The following is a 15176-nucleotide window of genomic DNA, read 5'->3' on the forward strand; positions in this document are numbered from 1 at the left end:
ATGCAGTTTGGTTAATATTAATTAACCCAAATTTAATTCACATATTGTCTGTGACAAAATCTCAATTATTTAGTTTATATTGTAATTAAAAAATATTTTTAAGTATTTTTATCTAAATTAGTAAGAAATTACTAATTTTTGAAGTTACTTTCAATAAACTAATTATAAGCATTATTAAAATAATAACTTTTTGTAAAAGCAAATAGTTATGAACTACAAAAATTTCAACGGGTCGCGGCGAAGCGCGAAGCGGTAGCGAGGTAGGAACGTCAAAGTCGGGAAACCATGCGCGACTGTCGCTCATGGTAAGCCACTGCGTTGGACGGGTTTCCCACACCCTACACCCTGTGCCAATGACGCTTTGACCTCCTAGTTAAGTTAAATTAATAGGAATTTCAAATTGAAATTCAGCCCCCTGTCCTGGTATCGACAGACAAGTAAGTTTTCCCTTATGCTTGTCCACTATAATTTGGTAGCTAATTGATAGTCCTAACCCCGTACCTATTCCCACTGCCTTAGTTGTGAAGAAGGGATCAAACAAGCGTTTGAGTACATTTTCTGGTATTCCTGGGCCATTATCAGTAAACTTAATTACAACGTTGTTTGTCTCAGTTACTTGGGTATGAATACGGATGCTACTAGGTGTTTGTCCCATCTGTTCCATAGACCGCTCTTGATCTCGTTGTTCTAGTGCATCTAAAGCATTAACTAAAATGTTCATGAAAACTTGATTAAGCTGTCCTGGGTAGCATTCTACTAGAGGCAGATTGCCATATTCCTTGATGATTTCAATTGCTGGACGATTATGTTGTGCTTTGAGACGATGTTCTAGAATTACTAAAGTGCTGTCAATACCTGAATGAATATCTACAGCTTTGCACTCTGCTTCATCCATACGGGAGAAGTTTCGCAAAGAGAGAACAATTTGTTTAATCCGGTCTGCACCCATTTTCATAGAGGAGAGTAATTTCGGCAGATCTGACATGAGAAATTCCAGATCAATGGCTTCTATGTGTTCTTGAATGGCTTTTACAGGATTGGGATAATGTTCTTGATAAAGCTCAACCAACTCCAGTAAATCGTGGATGTATTGGTTGGCTGGCTGAATGTTGCTGTAGATAAAACTTGTAGGATTGTTGATTTCGTGAGCAACTCCAGCAACCAATTGACCGACAGAAGACATTTTTTCGCTTTGGATGAGATGAGCTTGGGTGCATTGGAGTTCTTTGAGGGTTACCTCCAAATCTTGCGCTTTTTGTCGCAGAGCTTCTTCAACAGCTTTAAGTTCGCTGATATCCCTTGCGATGGTAGAGAAATACTCAACCTCACCTTCAGGTGATTTGTGAGCAATGATCAGTTGGGAAAGGGGAATTTCTCGTCCATCTGCTCCCAAAAGAGCCGTTTCTCCCACCCAATTACCTAATTTTACTGATTCTGGTAATCCCTGATTTTGGATAATCTCGTTTGCCCAACTGGGATGATTTTGGGATAAATTTCTGTCCCCCAAAGATTCTTCTTCCAAAAGACCCAACATTCTCCGAGCGGCTTGATTAAAGTAGAGAACTTGCCCAGTTAAGTCAGAGGTGCTAATAAAGTCTGGCGATGCTTCTAGAATTGCTAGTAACTTTGCCTGTTCTTTTTGTGCTTGCTGACGTTCGCAAATATCACGAGATACGCCAACTGTCATTACCACTTGACCTTGTTCGTTACGGATTGCAGATTTAATTGTATGAAATAGGCGTACTTCGCCATCATAGCGAGTTGATGGCTCTTGGGGAATTTCTAGGGTTTGTCCAGTTTCAAATACGTAAACATCATCTTTGATGTATTGGAGAGTATTGTCAGGCTCGTTGAAGGGCGCATCAATTATGTCTCGGAGTTGCTCATCGCTCATACCGTAATAATCACGGAATGCTTTGTTAGCCCAAATAATCCGAGATTTAGCACCTTTAACCAGTACCATATCAGTAATCGCATCAAGGATTTGCTGATAGGTCTTTTCGTTTTCACGCAAGGCAGTTTCAAACGACTTTACTTTCGTCACGTCCTGCACTGTTGAAACAATGCTAATTACTTTGCCATCAAGGTTAGTCATAGGAGTATTACTCCACTCACAAATAATAATCTTTCCATTTTTGGTTAGATTCTTAGTGAGATTGTTACCTTCTAGTTTCTGTTCAATGAGTAACTCCATGATTTTGCTAACTTGTGCCCTATCACTTGCTGGCACAATTAGTTCTGTCAGCTGACAACCGAGTACTTCACTTTTGCTGTATCCAAACAATTTTTCAGCCGCCGGATTCCATTGTGTGACCTCAAAGGCTGCATTCCACTCAATTATCGGCAAAGGATTGTGTTGTATTAGTAACAACAGCTTGTCTTGCAAATGTTTCAAGTTTTGCTCTAAAAGTTGATGCTCTAATTCTTGACAATTTTTACTGGTTTGGTCAAGTTCCAATATCTGATTGACAGAACAATGATTACCGTATTGAATGGCTTGTGGTTGAGGTTTCATCCTGTCTATATGACTAATAAATTTGTATACTTATTAATTAATATTCCCTATTTTTTAATTAATGTAACATTTTACCCCCCCGATAAAATTAAATTAGTGACTGGTGAGTGTTTCCTTATTTTAGAGTATAGCGAGAGTACTTAGAGGCAAAGTGATCAAAAGGTTACTGTCTTGGACGGCTAAGTCTTCCTTTTCCTACCCTCTCTCACTCTATCTCTTCCAGAGGTCTACTGTGGAGTTTATTTACCTATTCCAGTCAGGAGTAATAAGGAATGGACATTTAGTACAGGAAGTATAGGGTCAACAGCGGAACCAGTAACCTATTTAACCCATTCTTGCCAATGGTTTTTTTAAAAATATTTAAGATTTAAGAATATTATTGATGGCGATCGCACTTCAGGTCGCCATAGGCATTAATATTTGTCAAAGAATACAAGGTCAACACAAAACCACAACACATAACCGCCATTAATGAAGCGATTAGAACATCTCAATAGTCGTCTCTGGCGATAAATCCGCCAAAGACGACTAATTCACTAAGTTATGCTAATACCAAAGGAGAATCTATCAAATACAAGTTGACAAAGAATTGTTGTTACAACACCTCCCTTTCATCTGTTTTTTTGTTTCTTTTGAGACAATAAATTGCATTCAATGCTCCAAACATTAAGAAGCCCAATGCAGAAGAAGGTTCGGGTACTGTTGTAGGTCTGACGACTTGTATAGAAGCTCCAAATCGAAGATTTATTCCACCAAATCCATTTCCGAGAATAAAATTAGTTTCGTCAGGTTGGTATTCTTCGTGAACTAGCTGGATTTTACCACCACCGACAGCAACATCTTGTAAGAAAGCATTAGCTAAAGCATCCCCAACTGGATCTAGTCCAGTCACCTTCGTGGCTGTAATTGGATCGGTAAAAGCAACGTCACTATCATCAGAAACTGATGTTGTAGAACCGTAATTTATAGCTGCATAAATATCCGAATATCCGAAACTGACTATCTTTTGTGTACCAAAAGTAAGAAACACTTCAACATCATCTGGATTAGCTTTATAAATTTTTTCCTCAATATTGGAATTGGGACTACCAAACCAATCTTTGCCGAGAATATCATCTCCCAAATTCCACGTTTTAATAAAATCATGGTCACTCTTTTGACCAAAGCCAAAGCCAACACTATCTAGCAAAATTCCATTATTTTTTAGGTAGTTACTAAATGTAGGGAAGCCAGCGATTTCAGTCGCACTTGTCGCTCTAGTAGCACCACTAGGAGGTACTTCTGGACTTCCCTGACGACCAGTCACGTAATAAGGAGCCTTACCCACTCCATTTAGGCTGATAACTGGATGACCGGAGTCTAGGGAAGTGGGATTTAAATTAGAGAAAACTGTATATCCCTGGTTTTGAAATGGGTCTCCAGAAAAAGTTAGGCGATTATTAGAGTTTATTGGTCGTGATGAAATATTTTTCAGTTGATCGTAGTCGAAAGTTGCAGCTTGAACACGTAAAGATGTACACAGGGAAACTGTGGTTAACCCAAGAATTGTTGCAAGAAGATGAGTACGCATAGGTATAGGAATCCTAAATCAATCATGAAAAAATACAAACAAAAATAAAGCAGCCATAATTACTAATAGCTTGAGGATAGCAATGTATATACAATTGCTATTAGAGGTCATCACAAAATGAATTAATAGTAAATATATTGCTAATTTTCATAGAAAATTAAAATATGAAAATATCGGATATTTATAAATGAAAAACTTGTGAAAAATATAAAAAATATGGAAAAATTGGATACAAAATGGTAAAAACTTAGGTAAAAATATGAAAAAGTCGGTTTTTTAACTTAAAATTAAGTCAATACAATGAATCAGTTTATGATAGAGAAATTACTTTTTAATTAAGTGAACCTAATTCAATATAAAATGCCAACAATATAAACCCATTCATCGTTATGTTTTTCTTCTCGCTTTGTAAAGGATAGCCTTGATGACAGCAGCTCAGTCAAACTTTGAATATCAAATTGGAGGTAGTCTTGAAAGTAGCGCTCCTAGCTATGTGAAACGACAAGCCGATTCAGAATTTTATGAAGGGTTAAAAGCGGGTCAGTTTTGTTATGTGCTGAACTCACGACAGATGGGTAAGTCTAGCTTGCGAGTACGGACTATGCAAAAGCTGCAAGCAGAAGGGATAATCTGTGTTTTTATTGACCTGACAGGGATGGGTACGCAAGATGTAACGCCGGAAAAGTGGTATGCAGGGATTGTTCAATCTTTGGTAAGTGGTTGCCAACTGAACTCAAAAATTCAATGGCGGACTTGGTGGCGTGAGCGGCGGGATTTGCTTTCATCGGTGCAGTGTTTGAACCAATTTATTGCAGAAGTAGTATTAGTAGAGGTGAAGCAAAATATAGTTATTTTTATTGATGAAATTGATCGAGTTTTGAGTCAGAATTTCTCATTGGATGATTTTTTTGCTTTAATGAAATTTTTCTTGCAGCAACGAGAAGTTTGTGATGAATATAGGCGTTTGACTTTTGCCCTATTGGGGGTAGCAAATCCTAATGAATTAATTCAAGATAAGACCCAGACACCATTTAATATTGGCAAGGCAATTGAAATGCAAGGATTTCAGCCTGATGAAGTGCAACCATTAATAGATGGTTTGAAAGGCAGAGTGACCAACCCCGAAACGGTTTTAATGCAGATACTAGAATGGACAAGTGGACAACCGTTTCTTACACAAAAACTGTGTCAGTTTATAGTTTTGGAGTCAACTGCTCAAAGATTTTCATTGGTTGAGCAAGTGGTAAAATCGCGTATTGTTGAAAATTGGGAATCCCAGGATGAACCTGAGCATTTGCGGACAATTCGCGATCGCATCTTGTACAGAAATGAAAAACGTACAGCTAGGTTATTAGAGTTATACCAGCAAATTTTACAGCATGGAGAAATTCCTGCCGATGGTACTCCTGAACAAATCGAACTACGACTGTCAGGTTTAGTAGTCGAACGACAAGGCAAGCTCAAGGTATATAACCGCATTTACGAAGCTGTGTTTAACCAAAGTTGGGTTGACAGTAAATTAGCACAGTTGCGACCTTATGCAGAAGCGATCGCAGCTTGGTCAGCCTCAGCTTGTCAAGATGAATCCTATCTATTGCGAGGACAAGCTTTACAAGATGCTTTAGCTTGGGCATTGGGTAAAAGCCTTGGCAATTTAGATTATCAATTTTTAGTCGCAAGTCAAGACTTAGCCAAACGCCAAGCGCAAAACTCACTACAAACACTAGCACATGCCAATCAACTTTTAGTCCAAGCCAGACAACAAGCCAAACAAGAAGTTTTGCAGCAGCGAATTGGCTGGGGTTGGATACCACGGATTGCTATAGGCGTGACTGCACCGATTCTGCTACTACGCTTTGCTGGACTGTTGCAAGGTGGCGAGTGGAATATGCTTGATCAGTTTTTTCGCTGGCGCTTGCCAGAGTCACAAGACTTGCGGATAGCGATTGTTACTATTGATGAACAAGATATCAAAAAGGTAGGAAAGTGGCCTATCCCCGATCAAGTTTTAGCTGAGGCAATTGCCAATATTAAAGCCCAAAAACCTAGAGCAATTGGTTTAGATATTTATCGAGATTTGCCTGTAGAACCTGGGCATCAAAACTTAGTTAACATCTTCCAATCAACTTCTAATTTATATGGAATTGAAAAAATCGTGGGAAGTAACATTAATACCGTTGCGCCTCCTCCCACTCTCAACCCAGAAAGAGTAGGTTTTGCTGATCAAATATTAGATGCAGATGGCAAAATACGTCGTGCATTATTATCAGTAGACCTCTCGAAAAATGAAGTGCGCTACAGTTTGGCGTTGAAGTTGGCGCAACACTATCTCAAGTCTGAAAGGATAAACCCAGAATTAATTGACAACGACCCCCAACGTCAAAGGTTACGTTGGGGTAAAGCAGTTATTGAGCGGTTTTTGGGCAATGACGGCGGCTACATCCATGCGGACGCTGGAGGTTATCAAATTTTGCTCAATTTTAGAGGTAATCAGGAAAATTTTGTTACCTTTCCTTTGAGAGATGTATTGAAAAACCGCATCCCCCCTGATAGTTTACGCGATCGCCTAATTCTGATTGGCACGACTGCTGAAAGCATTAAAGATGTATTTTATACGCCCTACAGCAGTGGTCTATTTAGTTCTTCCCAACCGATGCCTGGGGTGAGTGTTCATGCCAATATTATCAGTCAAATCATTAGTGCAGCTATTGATGGTAGACCTTTACTGCATGTTTGGCAAGACCCCCTAGAATGGCTGTGGATTTTACTTTGGGCGGGATTAGGAGCAGTGATTAGCCGACAGTTGAAGTCTACAATTGCGATCGCTATTAGTATCACCCTTGCTAGTGGTGGGCTTGTGGGAATTGGCTTTTTAGCCTTTTGGTTAGGTTGGTGGTTACCCGTTACTCCCTCACTGCTGGCGCTTTTGGGATCAGCAGTCGCTCTAATGCTTGTCACTCACAACCAAATTGAAAGACTGCAATTTCATCGAACCTTAGCACTGCTTTTAGAAATGCGTCAAGATCATCCCCTTGCTGGAGCAATTGCAATTGAATACCTCAAGCAGTCAGAAAGTCAAGAGCATCAGGCTTTGATTAAACAGCAGTTGCAAGAAAAACAGATCGCCACTTCTACAATCGTAGCGGTTGAGTAGCGATCGCTTCTAGCCCTACAGACTTGAGAAAGTTAGTCCAGATATCTGCTATGGCTTGATTGTTAGGCTGAGTGTTTTTGATTTGCGCCAGAGTAATGGCAGCATCATACCAAATTCCTGCTTCACTGTAAGCATCTACCTGTTCCAAAGCTGTCTTCTGATGATTTTGGGGATGAGGTAAAGCCACACGGCGTACCCAGGAACTAATTACCGGGTCATTAGGGCTAGGTTTTTCCCCACATACCAACACCAAAACCCACTGATAATTTTTCCCTACTTCCAAAGGGGGAGAGCTATCTGCTGATTTGATGCTAATAATACCAGGTTCACCTTGAATAGGAATGAAAGTTTGGGAATGCAGTTGATTATCTTCGGTCATCAAGCTTAAGACTACTTGCTTGGCAGATGTTTGTGGCAGATACACTAAAAATGTTGGATGCTCTGCTATAGTCAACCCGTAGTTACTATCAGCAGGAACAAGAGCCATGATAGGGGTCTGGTTGGCTGGGGTGGTTGATGTTGCATCTTGAGGACATTGCCAATCACGACGCGACCCTGCTGATGATGTAGTTTTTGGCTTCCCGTCATTTGGTGGTGGTTTGAATATTATCTGCTGGGGTTTTGACCGATTAGTCGGCGTTGGAATATTTGCAGTTGATTGGGCAATTGTTGGTTGCGTCCCTATAAGAAACGACCCTACGGCAATTAAATAAATCAACTGTTGACTATTTAACATCGGTTATCTTTCGGTAAAGTCAGAGATCCTTAAGGTAATACTAGTTAACAGTTCTCAATTCCGAAAATACAGCAAATTACTTGCAACTTACAACCAATTACCGACTAAGACAAATGGTGCCCAGTAATAAGGATGACGATATTTTGGCGATCGCAACAAGAACAACTGAGCAGTCCGAAGTGCAACAGCTTTAGTTACTCCAGGTTGGTTTAATTCGGAATAGAACTTGTTCATCAGTTCAACTGTAGATTCATCTTGTACTGACCACAGTGTTGCTAATGTACTACGTGCCCCTGAACGCACCGCCACCCCTGCTAGTCCCAGAACCGCCCGCTGATCACCGGCGGCGGTTTGGCAAGCACTCAAAATTAACAATTCTAAAGGACTGCGACCGGGGCGATCGCGTGCTTGCAATAATTCATCTAATTCTTTAACATTGATCCGACCATCCCACGTTAACAAAAAGGTATTTTCAACTTGGGAAGAAAACTGACCGTGAGTTGCCAAGTGAACAATGGGGAAAGGTACATTATCGATTTGCTCTTTTATGCGTTTGCGGGTAAATTCTTGGTTTAAGAGAACTTCTGTGGGAACTATCTCTGCAATGTCCCGCACTTCCTCTTCCACTCCTGGCAATTTGGAAAACCCTTGACGAGCTTCAGCCAAACCTCCTGCTAAAGTTTGCAATTTATTTGGGGAAAGGGAACGTGAATACAACAGCTGCAATCCTGGACTCAAAGCTAGGTTATATTTTTCAATCAGATACTTCTGATTTTGATGATCATAAAGTGCTGACATGGGTACTCCCCGCAACACTCCATCTAGTACAAACACTAAAGTTTTAACGTTATCTTTTTGCAATTCTGCTTCAACTGGACGGATTAACCATTCGTAAAGAATTTCTCGCGCCCGTAGTGAGTTTGAGTCAGAGATATAAGGATTTAAGCTGGTGAACATATCATCAAAGACGCGTTCAACTTCCCCTGTTTTCCCTGGCTGAGAATCAGATACTAGAGGAGTTGCATGGTATTTTAAAGGCTTTTGCGGTCGAGACAAAATCAGAGCCAGGCGATTTGGTAAGATAACCGAATATATGACAGCAGCATTAGGGTCTAACTGGTCAATTGGTTGCGGTTGGCTAGTAACACAAGCTTCTCGAAAAAAGTTAGTTAATTCTGCTAGTTGGAGTGCTTCTATAACATCACGAGCTTTTTGCAGATTCTCCTGACTAATTTCTGTTTGGTTTATCTGTTGAGAACCAACAGGTTGTAACAGTAAATTGACCAACTCTCGATAAACTGGTTCTACACTGTCACGAAAAGTAAATTGAATTTCTGGGTTAATACCAACCAAGTCCTGACGCAAAGATTGAAGAGTTTCATAGGCTAAGGTATAAGCTTGCAATGCGCTTTTTTGGTCTTGTTGAGTTTGGTAAATCCGTCCCAGTTGCCATTGCCAAAGATAGGTGATACTGGAATTATTAAAAGCAGATTTCTGTTGTAAAGCTTGTTCAGTTAATTGTTGTGCTTGTGCTAATTTACCCATTTGCTGGTAAATTCCCCCTAGATAACCACGCACATCAGCTTGTGCTTGCTTATCTCCCAATTGTTGAGCTTGGTTGAGAGCAGTTTGTAAAATTTGCCCAATTTTTGCCCATGAGGGAATTGTTGCAGATTCAAGACTTTTCGCACCAATGCTTGTAGGTGGATTTTTGGTGAAACTACATAGTTGTAGAATCGGAGACAGATTATTTGATGAATTTTCACTCAGTCTTGATTGCAAACACATCAAACTTTGAGCAAATTTAATTTCAGCATAGACAGTTGAATGACTAGCTGGTAAATTATTGAAACTTGTTTGAATGTCAGACAGCAATTTTGGTACTTCAGACCATTGTTGAGTTTGTACCAACAGACTGAATCGATTCAATTGTGCTTGTCTTTTAATCTCTGATGAAATAGATAATTCAGCCTGCCGATAGCAAGTAGTTGCCTGTTGATATAATTGGGCAGCATTAGCTGTAATGGCTGCTTGCATACAGTCTAGAGATTCTGTGAGTACCGCTTGTTGCCTTGGCGTTTCTAACTGTATTTTTCTAATAGCCAAGGCTCGCGCTATATTGCCTAAACTCAGATAAATAGCAGCAAAATTCTGCGAATCTCCTGATTGTTGAGCTAATTGTCCAGCTGTAAGTAAGACCATCTGCGATTGTTCAAGTTGACTCACAAATCGCAAAACATTGCCGAGACTACGCAAAGCCAAGATATCTAAAGAAAAGGAATCTTTTTTGTTGCTAATTCTTTCTTTTAAGGTTTGCAATTGTTCTTTTGTAATTTGGCATTTTTGATGTTCAAGCTCTAAAGCTTTTAATAAAGTCTTGCAAGCCCTAGGATAAAGACCCAAATCTTGCATAGCTTGAGCTTGGTTAATCTGGCTTCTAATTGCACCATTTTGATTGCCGATATTTTGATAAATTTCAGCTGCTTGTTGCCAAGTTGCTAAGGCTGCTTGTGATTCTCCCACTGCTAATTGCAACTGTCCTTGGATGTCCAATGTAGAACTGAGGATTTGCAATTTTGCTGATGTTTCTGGCTGTGTTTGTAGGATATTTAAGCTAGTAGCGATCGCTTGTTTTGCTTGCTCCCATTTTCCGAGTTGTTGAGCGGTCAGGGAAAGATTGCTCAACGCCATCGCTTGGTTAAGTTTATCATCTCGCGCTGCAAAAGCCGCAGCAACTTGTTCCCAAACCTTTAGGGCTGACTCAAATTGTCTGTTTTGGTAAAGCATTTTGCCTTGTTCTACCAACTGCAAAGGCTGTTGTGGAGTTAGCACAATGGCAGTTGATGCCCAAACATGGGTAGTAAATAGCACTCCTCCCACAGACAAGAAAAATAAGAGAACTGCAAGGATTAGCGATCGCACTTGACTACTATAGTATCTAGGTTTGTGACGGCTAATTTGTAAGAAAAATCTTGTTTTGCGCGATCGCCATCTCTGCTGTTTTTTATGCATATTTTATTCATTCTGTCAAATGATTCCTGAAATTACCTATTTTCATCGTGCAGGACAACTAGTGAAATTCTTAGGTAAACGATGGGTTCCAATGACGTTGGGATTGTAGGCGGTAAGAACTATTTCACCTTGATTGTTGAATACCCATCCTTGAGCCGGCACAATTTGCGAGGGAGAATTATAACTTGCAGAGGTTTTTTGCACTGGGTTTACATTACTAACGGTTGAGACTGGTTCAACTAAACCAACCTGAGTAGCTTCTTGGCTCAAGTCTTCGTTAGGACTAGGAGGTAAGCCACCACGTCCTGTGATAGTGAATTCGCTACCAACACCTTTACTACAAGGATTTTGGGCGATTTGGTCATTGGGATCGATAACATTTGCAGGTAATTCCACTAAATTGCGGCTGGGATCAATCGGTTCATTAATGTTCACCACTCCCGGATTTCCGCCAAACTCTGAACTAGCGGTAATGTCATTGAAAAAATCTCTGGGTTTGTCGCGAAATTCAATACCATAGATCCCGGTAGCTGTGATGTCAACACGACCACCATCACCATAAGTTGCATTGGCGGTTATATCACTACCATTTGGTTTTGAGGGTGGTGCAATGAGAAATTCGGTGTTAATGGCAATGTTACCACCAGTACCAATTGCCCCTGGTTGGCTCTGGGTACCTGCGTTGGTAGTGATCTTGCTTTCGTCTTGCATGAGTAACAAATCTGCTACCTGTAGGGTAATATTGCCACCTCTTTCTTTGCTGGTTTCGGCTGAGATTGTTCCTTGATCCAACGTCAGAGAATTGGCTTGTAAAAATATATCGCCTCCTGTACCGCTGCCTTTGCTATTCACAGAAAGTTCAGCACCATTTTGAATCAGTACATTTTGAGGCGAGCCAATTACGAAGATACTACCACCAGCACTGCTGGAAGTGTTTTCAGTCTGAGCTAAGATTGCTGTCCCCAAATCAGAGAGAGTCAGACTGTTTGGTACATTCAGCGTGATGTCGCCTGCTTTGGAACTAGCTGAAGTGTTAGTACGGATTTGTCCGCCGCTGGAAAGTTCAATAGTGTTGGCTGTAATGTCAATATTACCAGCATCACCATTTCCATTAGTATTAGCACTGAGAAAAGCTGTATTGCTGATTTGCAAGCGAGGAGTGTTGATTGTAATACCTTTAGAGGCTCCGGTTGCGCCAGTCCCGACTTCACTGGCGAGAGCAGAACTCAAAAAGCGATCGCTGGATGTGCCATCAACAACTACACTATCAGTAGCTGTAACTCGAATCGCACCAGAATTGCCCTTTCCTAAAGTATTAGTATTTATTTGTGCGCCATTGGTAACTCTGAAAATAGGAGTATTGATTTCAATTCCTCCAGAATTGCCTATAGCAGCGGCTGTCACTTGACTAGTTGCAGCACTGCCATTACCTTGGCTCGATTCACCATCAAATATTACCTTGCCAGTGGCAGTAATACGGATTGCACCTGCATCACCTGAACTTTTGGTACTGGCATCTAAAAAAGCGCCTTGAGTCACCTCTAATACTGGGGTGTTAATCACAATACCGCCAGATTTACCAAATGCACCGTCAAAAACTTGACTGAGTACAGCGGTACGGTTTCCGTTGGTAGATTCACCATCAAAGATTACCTGATCAGTGGCAGTAATGCTGGTCGTGCCTGCATTGCCTGAGCCTTTGGTGCTAGCATCCACAAGAGCGCCTCTCATCAACTCAAAGATTGGGGCATTAATCTCAATTCCCCCAGAGTTGCCCACAGCATCTTTTTCTACTTGGCTGAATATTGTACTACGGAAGTTATAGAGAGATTCGCCATCTACTAGTAGGCGATCGCCAGCAGTAATGGTGATTTTACCTGCATCTCCCTGTGCGGAAGTACTTGCACCAAGTTGAGCGCCGTTGGTGATGGCAATATTACCTGCATTAATCTCAATTCCACCAGAGTTGCCCACAGCATCTTTTTCCACTTGGCTGAATACTGTACTCAGGAAGTTTTTACTAGATTCGCCATCTACCATTACCTGATTCCCAGCAGTAATGCTGATTTTGCCTGCATCGCCCTGTCCAGAAGTACTGGCACTGAGTTGACCACCCTTAGTGATGGCAACACTACCTGCATTAATCTCAATTCCGCCTGAGTTGCCGACAGCATCTTTTTCCACTTGGCTGAATACTGTACTACGGAAGTTATAGAGAGATTCGCCATCTATCAATACCTGATTCCCAGCAGTAATGTTGATTTTGCCTGCATCTCCCTGTCCAGAGGTACTGGCACTAAGTTGACCACCCTTAGTGATGGCAACACTACCTGCATTAATCTCGATGCCGCCTGAGTTGCCCACGGCATCTTTTTCCACTTGGCTAAATATTGTACTGAGGAAATTTGTACTAGATTCGCCATCTACCATTACCTGATTCCCAGCAGTAATGTTGATTTTGCCTGCATCGCCCTGTCCAGAAGTACTAGCACCGAGTTGAGCGCCATTGGTGATGGCAACACTACCTGCATTTATGTCAATTCCGCCTGAGTTACCCACGGCATCTTTTCCCACTTGGCTGAATATTGTACTACGGTAGTTATAGAGAGATTCACCATCTACTAGTAGCTGATTCCCAGCAGTAATGCTGATTTTGCCTGCATTTCCTTGTCCAGAAGTACTGGCACTAAGTTGAGCGCCTTTGGTAATGGCAACACTACCTGCATTAATCTCAATTCCGCCTGAGTTACCGACAGCACCTTTTTCCACTTGGCTGTGTATTTGACTGAGATTGTTGTAACGAGATTCTCCTGCAAATAACACCTGACCTGTGGCAGAAATACGAATCTTGCCCGAATCTCCTCTTCCTAAAGTATTGGTATCCAGCAAACCACCGTTAGTTATCTCAACGCTACCTGCGCTAATCTCAATACCGCCAGAATTACCTTCGCCATTTCCTCTAACTTGGCTCAATAGTGAGCTAAGTTGCCCAATAACAGATTGCCCATCAATAACCGCCTGATTAGTAGCGGTTACTCTAATGGTGCCTGCATTTCCTTTACCTGTGGTGCTAGCATTCAGTTGACCGCCATCACTCACTGCAAAAGAACCAGCCTGAATCTTGATGTCACCAGAGTTGCCTTGCGCTCCGGTTTCTACTTGGTTGTACGCCCCACTGATGGCATTATTGGGAGATACCCCACTCAAGACCACCTGATCAGTGGCATTAATTTCGATGTTTCCCGCCTGAGTTCCAGGTGAACCATTACCTTGGCTGATTCCAGCAAATAACCGACCTCCCCCCACAATATTGACGTTACGACCGTTGATCACGATACTACCGCCACCCCCAGCCGCAACATTCACAACTGCTTCTTTAGACAGGGATACATCAGCTCGTTCAACACCATCGGGAAAACTCAAAGAAGTTAACTTTGGAAATCCTTGGGACTCTTGGATATTTAGACCAACTGTTCCCGCACCAGTCAATCCGCCTAACTCAATTCGACCCCCTGATACTTGCAAGCTGCCACCATCAAGCACAACATTTCCACCTACCAGTGCCAAAGTGTTTGTCGGTTGCAACGCCAGAACAGCAGATGATTGATTCACAATACTCGCCGGATTTTGCCTCAATTGCAGTGCCACAGGAATATTAACTGTTAACAGTGGTGCTTGCGGGTTCGTAGCGCTAAACTCCAACCCATTATCGAACAATAGGCTATCTGCACTAGAAGCTACAAACGATCCTCCTACATCTAAACGAGCATTGGGGCCAAAGACAATTCCATGAGGATTAATCAGAAAAAAGTTGGCATTACCCAAAACTCCCAGAGTTCCCAGAATATTCGAGGGATTACTTCCTGTGACTCTAGTGAAAATATTTGTAATTCCGCCGGGATTTGTAAAATAGGCTCTTGCTCCTTCACCTACGTTAAATTCTTGGAAGCTGTGGAATAGATTGTTGCCTCGAATTGCTCCGCCATTAATCCGGTCAATCGGACTGTTGTAAAGAGTGTCTGGTACTACAACTGAATTTTGATCGCCGAGAGTTGTATCGGGTGTGATTTGTGCTTTTGCCGACCAGGGAGCGATACAAGACAACAAAGCCAACACAAAATTTACCCCTAGAGGTAGACGTAAAGTATCAAACAGGAGCGATCGCTTGGCATGTTGCATAATTTTTGAT

The 15176-nt window shown here is 41.4% G+C and carries 6 protein-coding genes; 1 reads left to right on the top strand and 5 read right to left on the bottom strand.

Annotated features, from left to right (window positions below; all coding sequences use genetic code 11):
* Positions 1-373: 373 nt before the first annotated feature.
* Positions 374-2515, bottom strand: a complete 2142-nt coding sequence (locus I8748_RS33250; RefSeq protein ID WP_198128732.1) for a PAS domain-containing sensor histidine kinase — start codon at positions 2513-2515, stop codon at positions 374-376.
* A gap of 595 nt (positions 2516-3110) precedes the next feature.
* Complete coding sequence (locus tag I8748_RS33255) at positions 3111-4085, bottom strand: hypothetical protein (RefSeq protein WP_198128733.1); 975 nt, start codon at positions 4083-4085, stop codon at positions 3111-3113.
* Positions 4086-4509: 424 nt separating this feature from the next.
* On the opposite strand from I8748_RS33255, the gene I8748_RS33260 reads away from it, so the two are divergent.
* Positions 4510-7239, top strand: coding sequence for a CHASE2 domain-containing protein (locus I8748_RS33260; protein ID WP_198128734.1), 2730 nt, complete (start codon positions 4510-4512; stop codon positions 7237-7239).
* On the opposite strand, the gene I8748_RS33265 is transcribed toward I8748_RS33260, so the two are convergent.
* The 3 genes from I8748_RS33265 to I8748_RS33275 all read right to left on the bottom strand — a co-directional run bounded on the left by I8748_RS33265 (position 7217) and on the right by I8748_RS33275 (position 15166).
* Positions 7217-7975, bottom strand: coding sequence for a DUF928 domain-containing protein (locus I8748_RS33265; RefSeq protein WP_198128735.1), 759 nt, complete (start codon positions 7973-7975; stop codon positions 7217-7219). The two genes, I8748_RS33260 and I8748_RS33265, sit on opposite strands and share 23 nt — an antisense overlap.
* Before the next feature lie 87 nt (positions 7976-8062).
* Positions 8063-10987 carry a CHAT domain-containing protein gene (locus tag I8748_RS33270; RefSeq protein ID WP_214662864.1) on the bottom strand — a complete coding sequence of 975 codons (2925 nt, stop codon included), beginning with the start codon at positions 10985-10987 and terminating at the stop codon, positions 8063-8065.
* A 42-nt stretch (positions 10988-11029) separates the two neighbouring features.
* Positions 11030-15166, bottom strand: coding sequence for a two-partner secretion domain-containing protein (locus tag I8748_RS33275; RefSeq protein ID WP_198128736.1), 4137 nt, complete (start codon positions 15164-15166; stop codon positions 11030-11032).
* Positions 15167-15176: the final 10 nt, after the last annotated feature.

The sequence above is a fragment of the Amazonocrinis nigriterrae CENA67 genome, assembly GCF_016056305.1.
Lineage (GTDB): Bacteria > Cyanobacteriota > Cyanobacteriia > Cyanobacteriales > Nostocaceae > Amazonocrinis > Amazonocrinis nigriterrae.

Excerpts from the sequence above, each read along its gene's own strand:
- I8748_RS33250 (WP_198128732.1), bottom strand. The coding sequence starts at position 2,515 with ATGAAACCTCAACCACAAGCCATTCAATACGGTAATCATTGTTCTGTC.
- I8748_RS33255 (WP_198128733.1), bottom strand. The coding sequence starts at position 4,085 with ATGCGTACTCATCTTCTTGCAACAATTCTTGGGTTAACCACAGTTTCC.
- I8748_RS33260 (WP_198128734.1), top strand. The coding sequence starts at position 4,510 with ATGACAGCAGCTCAGTCAAACTTTGAATATCAAATTGGAGGTAGTCTT.
- I8748_RS33265 (WP_198128735.1), bottom strand. The coding sequence starts at position 7,975 with ATGTTAAATAGTCAACAGTTGATTTATTTAATTGCCGTAGGGTCGTTT.
- I8748_RS33270 (WP_214662864.1), bottom strand. The coding sequence starts at position 10,987 with ATGCATAAAAAACAGCAGAGATGGCGATCGCGCAAAACAAGATTTTTC.
- I8748_RS33275 (WP_198128736.1), bottom strand. The coding sequence starts at position 15,166 with ATGCAACATGCCAAGCGATCGCTCCTGTTTGATACTTTACGTCTACCT.